Raw genomic sequence first — 15877 nt, 5'->3', positions numbered from 1 at the left:
GGTATTCATCTGACCCACGGTCATTCATCAACAGGGGGCAGTGGATGCGCGTATTCGTCACGGGGGGTTCCGGTTTCGTGGGCCAGCGGCTCATCGCGGCGCTGAAGGCGAGGGGCGACGAGGTGCGGGCGTTGGCGCGCTCGGACAAGGCTGCGGGGACGGTGGGGGCGGCGGGGGCCGAGCCGGTGCGCGGAGACCTGGACGACGCCGAGGCGCTGCGCCGGGGCATGGAGGGCTGTGACGCCGCCGTGCACTGCGCGGCGATGGTGAAGACGTGGGGCGCGCCGGAGGAGTTCTTCCGGGTGAACGTGGAGGGCACACAGCGCGTGCTCGACGCGGCGCGCGCGGCGAAGGTGAAGGTGCTGGTGCACGTGGGCTCCGAGGCCATGTTCGTGGGCGGCCGTCCCATCGTGCAGGCGGACGAGAGCTGGACGCGCCCGGAGAAGCCGCTCGGCGTCTACCCGCTGACGAAGGGACTCGCCGAGGAGCGCGTGCGGGCCGCCAATGGCCAGGACGGGCTGCGCACGGTGGTGGTGCGCCCGCGCTTCATCTGGGGCAAGGGGGACCTCGCCGTCCTGCCGGAGATCATCGAGAAGGTGCGCAAGGGCCAGTTCCGCTGGATTGATGGCGGGCGCTACCAGACGTCCACGTGCCATGTGGCGAACGTGGTGGAGGGCATCCTGCTCGCCATGAAGAAGGGGCGCGGTGGCGAGGCGTACTTCCTCACCGACGGCCCGCCGGTGGAGTTCCGCGCCTTCATCTCCCGGATGCTGGACACCGCCGGAGTGAAGGCTCCGGAGGGCGAGTTGCCGCGCGGGGTGGCGCGGGTGCTCGCCACGGTGGCGGAGACGGCCTGGCGCGTGTTGCCGCTCGGAGGCGAGCCGCCCCTGCACCGCTCGGTGCTGCGGCTCATCGGCGAGGAGGTGACGGTGAACGACGCCAAGGCGCGGTCGGAGCTGGGCTACGTGGGGCACATGACGCGTGAGGCCGGGCTCGCCGAGATGCGCGGCTGAGCGCTCCGGGCGCGGGCTGCTATGCGCGCCGGCGTGCGGCGTCCTCGAGGTAGGCGCGCACCATCTCCGCGAGGGGGAGCTGGAGCGCCGTGTCCACGTCGATGAACGCGGCCCACACCACCTCGCGGTTGTCGAGGGCGAGGGTGGGCGGCGTCTGGACGTCGAGCTCGACGAAGGAGCACCGGTCGCGCTTGTACTCGGCGGTGCCGCGGGCCTCGAAGACCTCGCGCAGCTCGCTCGGGGCGACGCTCAACCCCACCTCCTCGCGCAGTTCGCGGGCGCCGGTCTCCCGCGGGGACTCGCCCCGGTTCTGACCTCCGCCGGGCAGGCTGAAGACCCGCTTGTAGGAGTTCTGCAGCAGCAGCACCTTGCGGCCCTGCCACACGCCGACGAGGGTGCCCTGCGTCTCGGGGCGGCGCACGAACCAGTACCCGAGCGCCAGGGTGTAGGCGCCCCGGTAGGCCATGCGCATGAGGGGATCGATCAGCGAGCTCACGGTGCCTCCTGGCCGGGACGCTAGCCGAGCACTCTCCTTGAGTCGAAGGAAGGTAGACTCTGGCTCGACATGCGCTCCCTGATGGTCCGGCTGATCGCGCTACCGCTCGTGGCCCTGGCACTGCTGATGCTCCCCACGGAGGCCCAGGGCAGCTGCGGCTTTCCCAGCGCCGGTGCGCTCCTCACGAGCGACGTGCATCCCATGCGAGCGCGTGTCTATCTCTTCGTCATCAAGGGCCGCCGCCGTCCGGTCTATGAGGCGAAGGACTCCCAGGGGCGTCTCATACCCATCACTTGGCGGACGATGTCCGAGTCGCTGAACTTCGACGTCTACCGGCTCGAGTTCCGTCCGATGCTTCCGGGCGTGGTGGTCCTCTCCTCGCCCGAGGAGCCGGGGCGGACCACCGGCATCGTGGTGTCGGAGCGATGGAAGCCCGAGGCGCCGGACGTCCCGGTGCGGATCCTCGAGCAGGACTTCAGCTATGTCGATGGGTGCCCGTACGAGCACACGCGGGACCTGTTTGTCTCCCTCGTGGCGCCGCTCTACCGGGTGACCTTCGCCTCCAGCCGGGAGGACTACCTCGCGGGCCGCACGCGGAGTCTCCTCATCCCCGGCAGGGCCGACAGCCGTGATGGGGTCAAGACCGGCCGGGGGCTCGTGCAGCTCGGGGACATCGCGTGCTTCTCGGACTCCTTCGACTGGAAGAAGGAGCCAGTCTTCCTGGGCGTCACCGCGCTGCTGGCCGATGGCTCCGAGACGCCGCTGCCCGCTGAACCGGTGCGTGTCGAGCCTCCGCCCAAGCCGGAGCGGATGTACTGAGGTCCTCATGCCCCCTCTCCTAATGTCCCCTCTCCCCCCGGGAGAGGGTCAGGGTGAGGGTGCCCGGACCCGTTCTTCAACCCGTGTGACGAAGGGCACCCCGCGATCCAACCCGGGACCCGAGAAACCCTCACCCCGTCCCTCTCCCGGAGGGAGAGGGGAAATGGCCGCGGATTGGCCTGCCCGGCGTCCCACCCCCAGGCCGCTCGCCTGCCCTGCGTTGTCCGGGGAGATGCTTCTGCTTAGAGATAATTGCGAGATGGAGACGCCGTGCTCGTCTGGATGCGCGGCTCGATGTCGAAGCTGTTCCGGCGGGGCGCGGCCCGACGCACTGAGCGAAATCGCCTTCGAGCTGTCGGAAGACCCTTGAACTGGAGCCGCCGGACATGGCCGTTTCCCCGGAAGCCATCGCGCAGAGCCACCAGCCCTTCGAGCTGACGCGACCGCAGAAGCTCCTCACCTTGCTGGGCGTGCTGCTGGGCATGCTGCTGGCGGCGCTCGATCAGACCATCGTGTCCACCGCGGGCCCCGCCATCCAGAAGGATCTGCACATCCCCGCCTCGCTGTACGCGTGGATCACCACCTCGTACCTGGTGGCCTCCACGGTGCTGGTGCCGGTGTACGGCAAGCTGTCGGACGCGTTCGGCCGGCGGCGCATCCTCGTCGTTGGCATCGTCATCTTCCTGCTGGGCTCGGCGCTGTGCGGCCTGTCGCAGACGACGCTCCAGCTCATCCTCGCCCGCGCGTTGCAGGGCGTCGGCTCGGCGTCGCTCTTCACCAGCGCGTTCGCCATCGTCGCGGACATCTTCCCTCCCTCCGAGCGCGGCAAGTACCAGGGCATCTTCGGCGCCGTCTTCGGGCTCTCCAGCGTGGTGGGGCCGCTGGTGGGCGGCTTCCTCACGGACCACCTGAGCTGGCATTGGGTGTTCTTCGTCAACCTGCCCGTGGGAGCGGTGGCGCTCACTTTCATCCTCACCCGCATGCCGCCGCTGCGGCACCCGGGACGCAAGGCCTCCGTGGACATCCTGGGCGCGCTCTCGCTGTCGGTGTTCGCCGTGCCGCTGCTGCTCGCCCTGTCGCTGGGCCGCCGCGTCGTGGCTCCGGGCGAGACGGGTTACGCATGGGGCTCGCCGCAGATCCTGGGCATGTTCGCGCTCTCGGTGGTGGGGCTCGTCACCTTCATCCTGGTCGAGCGCACCGTGGAGGAGCCGCTGCTCGACCTGAAGCTCTTCCGCAACAAGACGTTCGCGGTGGGCAACGCGGCCACCTTCATCAGCGGCGCGGTGTTCCTGGGGGCCATCGTCTTCCTGCCCCTCTTCATGGTGAACGTGGTGGGGCTGTCGGCTACCAGCTCGGGCTTCACGATGATGCCGCTCACCCTGGGCATCGTCACCGGCAACATCCTCTCCGGCCAGCTCGTGTCCCGGCTGGGCCGCTACAAGGTGCTCATCCTCGCCTCGCAGGCGGTGGCGGCGATGGCCTTCGGGGTGATGGCCTTCACCCTCCGGCCGGCCTCCACCCAGGGCGAGCTCACGCTGAAGATGATCTTCGTGGGCCTGGGGCTGGGCCCCTCCATCCCGCTGTTCACGCTGGCCATCCAGAACGCGGTGGCGCCGCACCAGGTGGGAGTCGCCACCTCCAGTGCCACCTTCTTCCGGCAGATGGGCTCCACCATTGGCGTGGCGCTGATGGGCACGGTGTTCGGCGTGGCGCTCTCCTCGTCCATGGCCACGCACATGACGGAGGCCACCCGGAACGTGCCCGTGGAGCTGCGCCAGCAGTTCATGCCGAGGCAGGGCGCGGGCGGGCAGGTGAGCGAGGAGGGTGGGGCGACGGCGCGCTCGTTCGACGCGGCGGCCATCAAGGCGCGCATCGCCGAGGGCTTCGAGAAGCAGCGCGAGGCGCTCGCTCCCGGGGCCCAGGCGGGAGATCCGGCGGCGACGGGCCGGCTGGCGGGCCTGGAGCAGGCGCAGCAGGCGGCCGAAGCCACCGTGGACAAGGTGGCCCTGGCCTTCAAGGAAGCCTTCTCCGAGGCCATCCGCGACATCTACCGCATCACCATGCTCATCGCGCTGCTGGCGCTGCTCGTCACGCTGGCGCTCCCGGAGCTGCCGCTGCGCAAGACGAACGCGCCCCAGCCGCCGGTGCTGGAGTAGGCCCGCTCAGCTTCGTTTCGCGCGCAGCCGCGTGTAGACGTACGACACGGCCAGCAGCATCACCCCCATCAGGATGAAGGTGAGGATGCGCTGGTCGGGAGGCAGTCCGGACAGGTCCACGAGGAGCAGGCGCCCCAGGGTGAAGGCCAGCACCGCGAGGCCCACCAGCCGGTACCAGCGCTCGTGCACGGCGAAGCCCAGGGCGAACAGCCCGAAGGCCGCCACGCCCCAGCCCAGCGTGGTGAGATCCTTGGGCATCAGCTCGCCCACGAGCCACAGCAGCGCGAGCCCCGCGCCCGCCGCGCAGAAGAGTTGGAGCGTGCCGAGGCGGCGTCCCTCGGGCGGCGGAGGCAGCCGGTCCGTCCGGGCCACCGCGGCGCGCTCGACGAGTGTGAAGCCCACCAGCAGGGCGGCGTACAGGAACTCGCGCCCCGAGGGCGGCACCTGCCACGTGGCCCCGAGCGCCACGTAGAGGACGCTCACGCCCACCACCTGCAGGGCGCCCGCGCCCAGGACGCGCCCGGCGACTCCGGCCACGAGCCCCACCGCCGCCCAGGCCCGCACCAGCGCGGTGTCCTCGTATTCCGTGGGCAGGCCCAGCGCGAGCGTGAGGATGCTCGTGGCGAGGAAGGCCTGGATGACCCCCTCGGACGCGCCCCTCCACCGGGCCACCGCGGCGCCCGCGCCCTGCGCCAGCGCGAGGGTGACGAAGAAGGCGAAGAGGTGCGGCTCGCCCCAGCGCCCCACCTCCACCGCGCCCAGGGCGAGCATTCCCACCCAGTTGAGCAGCGCGAAGGAGAGCGCCGCCCTGCGCGGCAGCTCGCGGGGGTGCACCAGCAGCGCCACCGAGAAGAGCAGGTAGTAGAGCGCGAGGAAGGACAGGCTCAGCGCCAGCCGCTCGCTGTCGGGCTGGCCCGGGGCGATGGCGTCCGTGCGCATCGCCCAGACGACGTGCGTCGCGTAGACGGCCACCAGGCTCGACAGCGGCACGAAGACCCAGCGGTTCTTCACCAGGAAGAAGAGCGCCCCGCACGCCAGCATGGTGGTGGACATGAGCGTGAAGGAGGTGATGTCGCTGAGCATCCCCGTGCGCAGCCCGAGGAAGAGCGCGATGCCCGCCACCGTCTCCGACTGCATCCGGTGGGCGATGACGACGATGCCCACCACGTTCAGCGCGAGCAGCACCAGCGCGAGCGGCTCGCTCTCGATGACGCGCACCGCCGGGACGAAGTGCAGCGCGTACGTGACGAAGTAGGCGAGCGCCAGGCCTCCACCGAAGACGATGCGCCCGAAGAGCTCGTGCCGCCGCGACAGCCACAGGCCCAGCGCCGCGAGCCCCGCGCTCAGCAGGTAGCCCGCTCCCACCCGCACCAGCACGCCCAGCTCGCCGAAGTGGTAGATGATGAGGAAGGCGAAGCCGATGATGAGCGCCACGATGCCCACCCGGCTCAGCCAGTACGTGCCGAGGTGCTCCTCCAGGTCTCGCTTCTCCGGCGCGGGCGCGGGTTCGGGCTCGCGGGCCACCGGGGCGCTGGCGGCCGGCGTCTCCAAGCGCTCGATGCGTGCCTCCAGCCGGGAGACCGTCTCCTCCAGCCGCCGCACCACGTCCCGCAGGTCTTGCGTGTCTCCCTCCGCCATGCGCCCCTCGTGAGCCTTCGCGCGGTTGGCCACCGCGCTGGGCGCACCTTATGCCTGACCCGGCTTCCACTCCGAGCGCAGAATGCCCATGACCACCGTGTCCACGTACGCGCCGTCCACGTAGTGGTGCTGCCGCATCACGCCCTCGCGGCGGAAGCCCGCCTTCTCGTAGGCGCGGATGCCCGCCACGTTGTGCTCCAGCACCTCCAGCTGCACCCGGTTCAGGTTCAGCGTGCCGAAGCCGTAGTCCAGCACCATCCGCGTGGCCTCCGTGCCGTAGCCCTTGCCCCACTCGGACGGCTCGCCGATCAGCATTCCGAAGGTCGCTCGCCTGCTCCGGAAGTCCATGTCGTGCAGCCCGCTGGTGCCGATCATCCGGTCCCCGTCCCGCAGCACGATGGCGAACATCACATCCCGCTGACTGGCGGTGAGGGTGTCCACGAAGGCCACCTCCTGCGCCGTGTTCATCGGCCGGTGGACCAGCAGGTTGCGGCGCACGTCGGGGTGGTTGACGAAGGCCGCCAGCCTCGGCGCGTCCTCGCGCTCGAGCGGGCGGAAGTACAGGCGGGGGCCCAGGAAGAACGGTGTCTGCACGGCGGGAGTCCTCCTTGAGAGAAGACCCTCACCCTAGCCCTCTCCCAGGGGGAGAGGGGACTTGCACACGGGGCGGTCCCGGAGGAACGGGGACTTGCGCCGTCAGGTGAAGAGCAGTGGCCGGCAGGCCCGGGCCAGCTGCAGCGCATCCCGTGCCAGCACGTTGGTGGCCAGGTTTCCGTCCAGCCACGCGGCACGGGCCACCTGGTTGCTCAGCTCGAAGCACAGCGTCGCGGTGCGCCGCGACAGGCGGCTGTCCTTTTGCAAGGCACGGGCGTTCAGCTCGCACAACTCCGCGCATTGGCGCAGCAGGCGCATCGGCTCGCTGTCAGCGCGCATCCCCTTGGCGGCCAGTTGCTCCATCGCCGCCTCGCACGAAGCCTGACAGCTCAGGCTCGCGGCGATGCAGTGATGGATGTCGGCCGTCGCGCCACCCAGTCGGACTCCAGACATGCCCACGCCACCTCCACAGCGGCTTCAAAACTACGCACGTTCCCCCCAGCCGCAACCGGAACCGTCGCCCTTCGAGTCACATGTTAAATCGGCTCCATGACACTGACCCTCACCCCTACTGCCATCGAGTAGGACGCACAGGCGCCCACCGGGGTTCCCGCCCTGTTCTTCGCGCAACTCCGGCAATCCACCTGGGCGCGCATGTCATCGGCCCAGCTGCAGGTGGGGACTTTGCAGGGAACGTTCCCATGCAGGGTGGGAACGGATGGAAGATTACGCTCCGTGTGGGTCCGGCAATGGAGACGGCCTACTGGCGCGAGAGGAAGCGCACCAGGCCGGGCTGGAGGGACTCGCGCTGGGCGATGCACAGGTCCACGCTCTCCAGCGACCGCTCGAGGATGGTGGAGCCGCCGGGATAGCGGGCCGCGCGCTCCTTGAAGAAGGCCTCCACGTCCTGGCGGTGCGTGGCGTCGCAGAAGAAGCCACCGAGCGCTGGCATGTGGCCGCCCACCTCGTGCGGCATCCGGGCCATGAGCGCGTCGAAGTGCTCCTTCACGTAGGTGTAGAAGAGCTCGCGCGTGCTCTCCTCGAGCAGCATGCTGTTGGCCAGGCCCGTGATGACCTCGAGCGTGGAGAAGTCCTCGGAGAGCATCAGCGCGGTGGTGGCGCGGGCGAGCGCCGGGTCGCGGAAGGCGCCCAGTGCGGCGAACAGCTTGCCGCGCTCGGCCGGGTCCTGCGTCTTCCGGGCCTCGGCCAGCAGGCGCTGGTGGAGCGCGGCATCTCCCTTCACCGCGGCGAGCTGCAGCACCACCCCCACCATCTCCGGCGAGAGGGCACTCCGATTCTCCAGCCACTTGCGCGCCAGCTCGCGCGAGCCGGCCATCAACGAGGGCTCCTCGCCCAGCAGGGCCACGACGCGCACCACCGAGGGCCGCAGCAGGCGCGTGTCCTCGTCCTCGCCCGGACGGGGCTGCAGGCCGAGCGCGCGCGCCTTGTCACCGAAGGTGTGGCGCACGAAGGCCGCGTACTTCGGCCGGAGCGCCTCGGGGATGAACTCGTGCCGGAGCGAGCCCACCATGCCCAGCGCGCCGGTGAGCAGGTCGCGGTCATCCGTGGGCAGCAGGCTCGTCACCACGCCGAGGGCCTCGTCCACCGGCAGCTCGTTGCTGGCCATCAGCGCCTCCGCATCGCCGAGCAGGCCCATGCGCTCGGTCGGGGAGAGCTGCCTGGCGCCCCCACGCGTCAGCTTGCGGAGCAGGTCCCCCTCCAGCTTCGCCTGGTAGTAGCCGCGCGCGTCCGCGTTGGGGACGAGCCACTCGGGGCAGCTCGTGGCGCCCGTGAGCACGAGCTCGCCCGTCTTCTGGGTGAGGAGGGTGCAGGCCCGCGCGGACTGCTTGCCGGTGCCGTAGCGCACGCACACGGGCACCTGCCACGTCTGCTCCGCGGTGCCCGCGCCCTGGGAGCCCACGGGCAGGAAGCGGCGCTGCGACAGGGTCAGCTTCGGGGGCGCGCCCGCCGCGCACTGCAGGCCCACGGTGACGAGTGGCACGCCGGGCTGGTCGAGGAAGGTGGAGAGGGCGGCCGTCAGGTCGGTGCCCGAGGCCTCGGAGAGGGCCTGGAAGAAGTCGGCCGCGGTGGCGTTGCCGTGGGCGTGCTTGCGCATGTGCGAGCGGACGCCGTCGCGGAAGCGCTCCGGGCCCATCCAGGACTCGAACATGGCGAGCACCGCGTTGCCCTTGTCGTAGGTGATGGCGCCGTCGAAGGCGGTGAGGATGTCGCCCTCGCTCTCGACGGGCTGGTGGATGCGGCGCGTGGTGACGAGCCGGTCCACCGTCATCGCGTGGGCCCTGTCGCGCACGCGCTCGGCGTCCATGCGCCACGAGGGCTGCCACTGGCCCGTCACCTTGAGCGCTAGCCAGTCCGCGAAGGACTCGTTGAGCCAGGTGTCATCCCACCAGGCCAGGGTGACGAGGTTGCCGAACCACTGGTGGGCCAGCTCGTGCGCCTGGATGAGCGCGAAGCTGCGCTGGCGCGAGAGCGTGTCGTGCTCGGGCCGGGCCAGCAGCAGCGGCATCTGGAAGGTGACGAGGCCCGGGTTCTCCATGGCCCCGAAGAGGACGGGCCGCGGGATGGCCAGCACGTCCAGCTTCTCGTAGGGGTAGGGGATGCCGAAGTAGTCCTCCAGCAGGCCGAGCAGCGGCGGCGTGGCCTGGGCGGCATAGGTGGCCTCGGCCGTGCGGCCCTTGGGCACCACGATGCGCACCGGCGTGCCCTTCTGTCCGGCGGGTGCCGCGTCCACCGTTTCGAAGGGGCCCACCGCGAAGGCCACCACCTCGCTGGGCAGCGGCGGCGTGGTGCGGAAGCGCACCGTCTTCCACCCGTCCGGGCCCGTCTGCTCGGACTCCACCGGCGCGTTGGCGAAGGCCCGCTGGCTGCCCGGCACCCGCAGCGTGAGCTGCCACGGCACCTTGAAGCCCGGCTCGTCGAAGCACGGCACCGCCCGCCGCGCGTCATCCGGCTGGAACTGCGTCAGCGCGTACCAGTTCTCCCCATCCTTCTGGCGGAAGAGGCCCACCGTCTCCTTCTCCGGCGCGAGCCCCTGGTACGCCACGCGCAGCGTCGCCGGGCCCGGGCCCACCGGGCGATCCAGCAGGAAGCCGATGAAGGTGTCGCCCTCCGTCACCGCGCGCGCCGGCTGCGCCTGGCCTCCCGAGGTGAGCGTGGCCTCCTTCACCGTCAGGCCCTTGCCGTGCAGCCATACCTGACGCGTGGACTCGGAGAGCGTGAGGGCGATCTCCACCACGCCCTCGAAGGCCTCCTTCTCCGGATCCACCGTGAGCGCCACCGTGTAGCCCGTGGGCTTCACCTGGGTGCCCAGGCGGAAGGTGGGCGGGCGCGGGGTCTCGGGCGCGGGGGCCGGTGCTGGGGCGGTGGGGGCGGTGGTCTGCTGCGGCGTGGCGCAGGCGAGGCTGAGCGCGAGCAGCGCCCACGGGGTGTGGCGGAGGCGGAGGTGCATGGAGTCTCTTGGTTGGGTGGCGGAAGAACGTGTGGGGGCCGGTTCTATTGCACGGTCGAACGCTTCGCGGGCGAGAGCGTCTTCGGCGTCGCGGCCGACGCTTGGGGGCAGTCCTTCGTCGGCGTCGCGAAGGAGGGCGCTCCGTCATTCCGCTACACGAAGCGCGACGCGGCTGGACAAGTGGTCTTCACGTCGAAGACCTACGCCGCGGACGCCAGCGTGACGTCTCCCTACCTCGACGTGCTCGGCCTCGGAGTCGACCGGAGTGGAGCGCCCATCGTCTTCGGTGTGAGCTCGGGCGCGTTCGTGTTCGATGACGGCCCTCACGGCGGGAACAAGGGGAACTTCTTCGCGCTGCGCTTCGACCCCTGACGGACAGAGCATGGGGCCCATGGGTCATGCGCGAGGCCTCATGACCTGTGCGCAGTGGGGATCACGGGCTCGGATACCCTCACCCCGTCCCTCTCCCGGAGGGAGAGGGGAGGATGGGGCGGGGATCCACTGGGCCGCGGGTCTGGGTGGAACGAGGCGCTCAGCCCTGCACGGGGTGCTGGGCGAGCAGCGCCAGCAGTTCCTCTCCGTACAGCTCCACGCGCTTGTCTCCGATGTACGGCACCGTCCTCAGCTCATCCAGACCCGCCGGAGGCCGTGACACGAGCACGTCGAACACGGGGTTGGGCAGCACCACCGATGGCGTCACCTTCCGCGCCGACGCCTTCTCCGAGCGCCATGCCTTCAGCGCCTCCTCGCGCTTGCGCCGGTTCACGTCCTTCGGCCCCTTCTGCTCCTGCTCCGGCTTCAGCTCGCCCCGCCGCGACTTCTCCAGCAGCTCGCGCACCAGGGCGATGATCTCCTCCCCGTGTGCCCTCACGAAGGCGCCTCGCACTCCCGCCGCCTTCGCCAGCTCTCGCGGGTTGCCCGGCGGCTTCACCGCGATGTCCGAGATGGCCATGTTGGAGAGCATCCTCCCCATGGGCACGTTCTCCGCCTCGGCCCACTCCAGCCGCTTGCGGTGCAGCGCCTGCGCAATCGCATTGGCCAGCACCATCTGCCCCGGCGTCAGCCCTGCCTTCGGCAGGCGCGGCTTGAAGTCCGCCCCCACGTCCGGCCTCGCCGCTGCCTCGTCGCACATGCGCTGGCAGTCGAGCAGCACCTCCTCGAGGATGTCCGCCTTCCGCGTCTCCTCCCTCACCAGGCGGCCCAGCTCCACCAGGTAGCGCACGTCGTTGGCGATGTAGTCCCGCATCCCCGGCGGCAGCGGCCGCAGCGAGAAGTCCGACTGCTGGTGCTCCTTCGGCAGCTCCACGCCCAGCCGCTCGCGCGCCAGGTCCGCCAGCCCCACCTTGGGCCAGCCCAGCAGCGTCGCCGCCCGGTGCGTGTCGAACAGCCCCCGCACCCGCACGCCCGCCTCGGCCAGGTAGGGTAGGTCTCCCCCGGCCGCATGGAAGAACTTGGTCCGCTCCGCGTCCCCCATCACCGGCGCCAGCAGCGAGGGCTCCACCCCGGGCTGGAGCGTGTCGAAGAGCAGCACCTCCTCGTCCGTGGCTACCTGGAGGAAGCACAGGCGGGCGCGGAAGGCGTGCATTGCATCCGCCTCCACGTCCACGGCCAGCTCCCGGGCCGCTTCGAGCTTCCGGGCGGCCGCCTGGGCTCCCGGTGAATCGATGATGTCCTGCGCACCTTGTGGGAAGGTCGACATGGCGGAGAGCAGGCTAGCGGACCAGGTATGTACGTGTAGCGTGTTTTTTCCCCAGCCGCCGCTAGGATGACAACCCCGATGAACCCCGACGTCCTTCGCCTCGAGAAGAGCCTGCTCGGCCACATGGGCCGTGCCATTTCCGACTACTCCCTCATCTCCGAGGGAGATCGCATCATGGTGGGGGTGTCCGGTGGCAAGGACTCGTACACCATGCTGTACCTCCTGAGGGAGCTTCAGCGCCGTGCGCCGGTGAAGTTCGACCTGCTGGCGGTGAACCTCGACCAGGGCCACCCTGGCTTCCCGGCCGGCAAGCTGGAGGGCTGGTTCAAGTCCGAGGGCTTCGCCTACAAGATGCTCAAGGAGGACACCTACTCCATCGTCCTGGAGAAGACGCCCCCGGGGAAGACGCAGTGCGCCGTCTGCTCCCGCATGCGCCGCGGCATCCTCTACACGGCCGCGGTGGAGCTGGGCTGCAACAAGATCGCCCTCGGCCACCACCGGGATGACCTCATCCACACCCTGTTGCTCAACCTCTTCTTCGCCGGCTCGCTCAAGGCCATGCCGCCCATCCTCAAGAGCGACGATGGGCGCAACACCGTCATCCGCCCGCTGTGCTACGCGCCGGAGAAGGACATCGCCGCCTACGCCGAGGCGAGGCAGTTCCCCATCATCCCCTGTGACTTGTGCGGCACGCAGGAGAACCTCCAGCGCAAGCGCATGCAGAAGCTGATGGAGGAGCTGGGCAAGGAGATTCCCAACGTGCGCCAGAGCGTGCTCTCCGCCATGAGCAACGTGCGGCCGAGCCACCTGTTGGACAAGAGCGTTTTCGACTTCTCCGCGCTCGCGTCCGAGGGTACTCCAGCAGAAGAAGCGCAGGCGCAGGCACAGACGACGACGGCAGCACGAATCCTGGGAGGGTTGGCGGATGCCTAAGGAACTGGCGGTGAAGGCGCGCAAGGAGCGGAAGGCGGCGCTGGTGGAGGTCATGCTGCTGGCGGCCATGGCCGATGGCCGGGTGTCGCAGCGGGAGTTGCAGACGTTGTTGCGGCGCGTCATCGAGCGCCCCGAGTTCGAGGGCACCCGGCCCGAGGAGCTCAACTCGCTGGTGGAGGCGAGCGCGCAGCGGCTCTCCAAGGCGCACGACCTGGAGGAGATCCTGGCCTCGCTGCGGGCGCGGCTGCCGAACCACAAGAACCGGATGCTGGCCTTCGGGCTGGCGGCGTCGGTGGCGTTCGCGGACCACCGGGCCACGCGCTCAGAGCTGGGCCTGCTCAAGACGTTCCAGGCCGCGCTGGGCATCTCCGAGGACGAGGTGGCGCAGATCATCGACGTCATCGAGGGCGGAGGCAGCCTGGCGGAGGCGCTGGGTGAGCCGCTCGAGCGCCTCTTCGCCGAGGTGATGGTGCTGGTGAGCGCGGCGGACGGGCACCTGAAGGAGGCCGAGGCGCGGGCGCTGGTGGAGAGCTTCGCGTCGGATCCGCTCTTCCACGACGTGAGCCCCGAGCGGGCGCAGGCCTTCGTGAGCGAGTCGGTGGCGGCGCTGGCCGCCGAGGGCCTGCCGGCACGCCTGCAGGTGATGGCGCACGGGCTGACGACGCACACCCAGCGGCTGAAGGCCTACCGGCTGGCGACGAAGATCGCCCACGCGGGAGGCCAGGAGCCGAGCCTGGCCGAGCAGCGCATCCTCCACATGCTCCAGGCGACGTTCGGGCTGGCGGATGACGAAGTGGCGCGGCTGGACCGCGAGGCGTAGGACGGGCTCCCGACCATGTCCGTCCCTCCTCCCAACCCGGCACGCTTCTCCTTCCGGTTCGGTCTGCCGCCCTCGCTGGGCAACGCGCTGGCGCGCGACCGGGCCGAGCAGCTGAGCACGTTCATCGAGCGGGCCCTGGGCCGCAAGGTGGAGGTGAGCGTGGCGGCGAGCTACGAGGCGCTGGCGAAGGACCTGCTGGCGGGCCGGGCGGATGCCGTCTGGGCGCCGCCCTTCGTGTGCGCGCGGGTGGAGGCCATGGGGGTGCGGGTGCTGGCGCGCGGGGTGCGGCGCGGGCGCTCGTCGTACCGCTCGGCGCTGGTGGCGCGGGCGGGCTCCGGGCTGACGCTGGAGTCGCTGCAGGGCACGCGCGTGGCGTGGGTGGACCGGGACTCGGTGGGCGGCTACCTGTTGCCGGTGGCGTACCTGAAGGCCAAGGGCCGCGAGCCGGTGAAGACGTTCGCCGCGCAGCAGTTCGCGGGCTCGTACAAGGCGGCCCTGGAGGCGGTGCAGGGCGGAGCGGCGGACGTGGCGAGCATCTTCTGTCCGCCGGAGTCCACGGGGCTGACGTACGCGGACGGCGTGGAGGTGGTGCTGCCGGGCAAGGGCGGGGCGTTCGAGCTCATCGCCTACACCGAGGAGGCCCCCAACGACGGGGTACCGGTGGGCATGGGCGTGGCACCGGAAGTGGTGGGCCTGCTGGAGCGGGCCCTGCTGGGGCTGCACGAGAGTGAGGACGGCAAGCGGCTGCTGGAGGAGCTCTTCTCGGCGGAGCGCTTCGAGCCCGCGCCGCGCATGGGCTACCGGGCGCTCTACCGCGTGGCCCTCGCGAGCCTCTGAGCCCCAACCCCCACCGTGCCCAATATCCCCTCGCCCTCCGGGAGAGGGACGGGGTGAGGGTGCCACGCATCCCAGGTTGAACCCGTGTCCGTGGCGCTTGTGCACCGCGTCATCCGTGCCATGCTCCGCGGCCAGTGACGGCACCGGGAGAACCAACGGATGGCGGACTTCGGCATCAACGTCGAGCCGGGTGAGGTCGGCCTGGATGCGCAGCGGCTGCGGCGCATCGACACGCATTTCCGCCGGTACGTCGATGACGGGCGGCTCGCGGGCTGGCAGGTGATGGTCTCCCGCCGGGGCAAGGTCGCGCACCTGTCCTCGTACGGGCTCGCCGACAAGGAGGCTGGCCGCCCCGTCGAGCCGGACACCCTCTGGCGCATCTACTCCATGACGAAGCCCATCACCTCCGTCGCGGCGATGATGCTGTGGGAGGAGGGCGCGTTCGAGCTGTCCGACCCCGTCAGCCGGTGGCTGCCCGAGTTCTCCCAGCCGCGCGTCTACGTTGGAGGGCCCGCGGCCCGGCCCGTCACCGTGCCCGCGACCGAGCCCATCCGCGTGTGGCACCTGCTCACGCACACCGCGGGGCTGACGTACGGCTTCCACCGCGTGCACGTCACCGATGAAATCTACCGGCTCCGCGGTTTCGAATCGGGCGCACCGGAAGGCATGGACCTCGCGGCGTGCGTGCGCGCGTGGGCGGAGTTGCCGCTCGCGTTCCAGCCTGGGGCCGAGTGGAACTACTCGGTGGCCACGGACGTGCTCGGCCGGCTCGTCGAGGTCGTCTCCGGGCAGACGTTGGAGGCCTTTTTCGCCGAGCGCATCCTCGGTCCGCTCGGGATGCGCGACACCACCTTCTGGTGTCCCGAGGAGCGGCAGGGCCGGCTGGCCGGGCTGTACCTGCCGGACCCCGCGCGCACCCGGGCGATCCGCTCGGACGCGCTCGGCAAGGGCATCCTGAAGCCTCCCACGTGGCTGTCGGGCGGCGGTGGGCTGGTGTCGACGACGCGCGACTACACGCGCTTCACGTGGATGCTCCTGAAGGGTGGCGAACTCGATGGCGCGCGGCTGCTCTCCCCGCGGACCGTGAGCTACATGACCCGCAACCACCTGCCGGGAGGCGCGGACCTCACCGCCTTTGGCCGGCCGCTGTTCGCCGAGACGCGCTACGACGGAGTCGGCTTCGGGCTCGGCCTGGGCGTGGTAGTGGATCCCGTGGCCTACCGCACGCTGACGACGGTGGGCGAGTACCACTGGGGCGGCATGGCGAGCACCTCCTTCTGGGTGGACCCGGCCGAGGAGCTGGCCGTCGTCTTCATGACCCAGCTGCTCCCGTCGAGCACCTATCCGCTCCGCTCGCAACTGCGCCAGCTCGTCTACCAGTCGCTCGTCGACTGAGACCGCGG

At 70.5% G+C, this 15877-nt stretch carries 14 protein-coding genes; 8 read left to right on the top strand and 6 right to left on the bottom strand.

Annotated features, from left to right (window positions below):
* Positions 1-44: 44 nt before the first annotated feature.
* Positions 45-1013 (top strand): NAD-dependent epimerase/dehydratase family protein, encoded by a 969-nt coding sequence (locus NR798_RS38965; protein ID WP_375767640.1) that lies wholly within the window; start codon positions 45-47, stop codon positions 1011-1013.
* A 19-nt stretch (positions 1014-1032) separates the two neighbouring features.
* Here the strand turns inward: NR798_RS38965 and NR798_RS38960 are convergent, their stop codons facing one another.
* Positions 1033-1509 carry an NUDIX hydrolase gene (locus tag NR798_RS38960; RefSeq protein WP_375767639.1) on the bottom strand — a complete coding sequence of 159 codons (477 nt, stop codon included), beginning with the start codon at positions 1507-1509 and terminating at the stop codon, positions 1033-1035.
* 69 nt (positions 1510-1578) lie between these two features.
* On the opposite strand from NR798_RS38960, the gene NR798_RS38955 reads away from it, so the two are divergent.
* Positions 1579-2328: a hypothetical protein gene (locus tag NR798_RS38955; protein ID WP_375767638.1), complete on the top strand. Its 750-nt coding sequence runs from the start codon at positions 1579-1581 to the stop codon at positions 2326-2328.
* Positions 2329-2714: 386 nt separating this feature from the next.
* Positions 2715-4484: a DHA2 family efflux MFS transporter permease subunit gene (locus tag NR798_RS38950; RefSeq protein ID WP_375767637.1), complete on the top strand. Its 1770-nt coding sequence runs from the start codon at positions 2715-2717 to the stop codon at positions 4482-4484.
* Positions 4485-4490: 6 nt separating this feature from the next.
* Here NR798_RS38950 and NR798_RS38945 read toward each other — a convergent pair whose 3' ends face one another.
* The 4 genes from NR798_RS38945 to NR798_RS38930 all read right to left on the bottom strand — a co-directional run bounded on the left by NR798_RS38945 (position 4491) and on the right by NR798_RS38930 (position 10185).
* A complete protein-coding gene (locus tag NR798_RS38945) occupies positions 4491-6122 on the bottom strand; it encodes a DUF2339 domain-containing protein (protein ID WP_375767636.1) in 1632 nt (543 codons plus the stop codon).
* 48 nt (positions 6123-6170) lie between these two features.
* The gene (locus NR798_RS38940; protein WP_375767635.1) at positions 6171-6716 is read right to left on the bottom strand and encodes a GNAT family N-acetyltransferase; all 546 of its coding nucleotides are present in this window, start codon (positions 6714-6716) and stop codon (positions 6171-6173) included.
* Between the two features lie 102 nt (positions 6717-6818).
* Positions 6819-7169, bottom strand: a complete 351-nt coding sequence (locus NR798_RS38935; RefSeq protein ID WP_375767634.1) for a hypothetical protein — start codon at positions 7167-7169, stop codon at positions 6819-6821.
* Between the two features lie 307 nt (positions 7170-7476).
* Positions 7477-10185, bottom strand: coding sequence for a M1 family aminopeptidase (locus tag NR798_RS38930; RefSeq protein ID WP_375767633.1), 2709 nt, complete (start codon positions 10183-10185; stop codon positions 7477-7479).
* A 12-nt stretch (positions 10186-10197) separates the two neighbouring features.
* Between NR798_RS38930 and NR798_RS38925 the strand changes: the two genes are divergently transcribed.
* Complete coding sequence (locus NR798_RS38925; RefSeq protein WP_375767632.1) at positions 10198-10557, top strand: hypothetical protein; 360 nt, start codon at positions 10198-10200, stop codon at positions 10555-10557.
* Positions 10558-10717: 160 nt separating this feature from the next.
* Here the strand turns inward: NR798_RS38925 and NR798_RS38920 are convergent, their stop codons facing one another.
* Positions 10718-11884 (bottom strand): ribonuclease D, encoded by a 1167-nt coding sequence (locus tag NR798_RS38920; RefSeq protein ID WP_375767631.1) that lies wholly within the window; start codon positions 11882-11884, stop codon positions 10718-10720.
* A 66-nt stretch (positions 11885-11950) separates the two neighbouring features.
* On the opposite strand from NR798_RS38920, the gene ttcA reads away from it, so the two are divergent.
* From ttcA to NR798_RS38900, 4 genes are all read left to right on the top strand, one after another.
* A complete protein-coding gene (gene ttcA, locus NR798_RS38915; RefSeq protein WP_375767630.1) occupies positions 11951-12817 on the top strand; it encodes a tRNA 2-thiocytidine(32) synthetase TtcA in 867 nt (288 codons plus the stop codon).
* Positions 12810-13637 (top strand): TerB family tellurite resistance protein, encoded by an 828-nt coding sequence (locus tag NR798_RS38910; RefSeq protein WP_375767629.1) that lies wholly within the window; start codon positions 12810-12812, stop codon positions 13635-13637. Before ttcA ends, NR798_RS38910 begins: the two co-directional genes overlap by 8 nt.
* A 15-nt stretch (positions 13638-13652) precedes the next feature.
* Positions 13653-14474, top strand: a complete 822-nt coding sequence (locus NR798_RS38905; RefSeq protein WP_375767628.1) for a phosphate/phosphite/phosphonate ABC transporter substrate-binding protein — start codon at positions 13653-13655, stop codon at positions 14472-14474.
* 159 nt (positions 14475-14633) lie between these two features.
* Complete coding sequence (locus NR798_RS38900) at positions 14634-15869, top strand: serine hydrolase domain-containing protein (RefSeq protein WP_375767627.1); 1236 nt, start codon at positions 14634-14636, stop codon at positions 15867-15869.
* The last annotated feature ends 8 nt before the right edge of the window (positions 15870-15877 follow it).

This window comes from Archangium gephyra, assembly GCF_042230915.1.
In the GTDB taxonomy this organism is placed as follows: Bacteria; Myxococcota; Myxococcia; order Myxococcales; family Myxococcaceae; genus Archangium; species Archangium gephyra_B.
Note: the sequence above shows the minus strand (reverse complement) of the source record. Positions and strands in the feature narration are given on the sequence as shown.

Coding starts and splice junctions, on each gene's coding strand:
- NR798_RS38965 (WP_375767640.1), top strand. CDS start 45: ATGCGCGTATTCGTCACGGGGGGTTCCGGTTTCGTGGGCCAGCGGCTC.
- NR798_RS38900 (WP_375767627.1), top strand. CDS start 14,634: ATGGCGGACTTCGGCATCAACGTCGAGCCGGGTGAGGTCGGCCTGGAT.
- NR798_RS38945 (WP_375767636.1), bottom strand. CDS start 6,122: ATGGCGGAGGGAGACACGCAAGACCTGCGGGACGTGGTGCGGCGGCTG.
- NR798_RS38935 (WP_375767634.1), bottom strand. CDS start 7,169: ATGTCTGGAGTCCGACTGGGTGGCGCGACGGCCGACATCCATCACTGC.
- NR798_RS38955 (WP_375767638.1), top strand. CDS start 1,579: ATGCGCTCCCTGATGGTCCGGCTGATCGCGCTACCGCTCGTGGCCCTG.
- NR798_RS38920 (WP_375767631.1), bottom strand. CDS start 11,884: ATGTCGACCTTCCCACAAGGTGCGCAGGACATCATCGATTCACCGGGA.
- NR798_RS38910 (WP_375767629.1), top strand. CDS start 12,810: ATGCCTAAGGAACTGGCGGTGAAGGCGCGCAAGGAGCGGAAGGCGGCG.
- NR798_RS38905 (WP_375767628.1), top strand. CDS start 13,653: ATGTCCGTCCCTCCTCCCAACCCGGCACGCTTCTCCTTCCGGTTCGGT.
- NR798_RS38950 (WP_375767637.1), top strand. CDS start 2,715: ATGGCCGTTTCCCCGGAAGCCATCGCGCAGAGCCACCAGCCCTTCGAG.
- NR798_RS38930 (WP_375767633.1), bottom strand. CDS start 10,185: ATGCACCTCCGCCTCCGCCACACCCCGTGGGCGCTGCTCGCGCTCAGC.
- ttcA (WP_375767630.1), top strand. CDS start 11,951: ATGACAACCCCGATGAACCCCGACGTCCTTCGCCTCGAGAAGAGCCTG.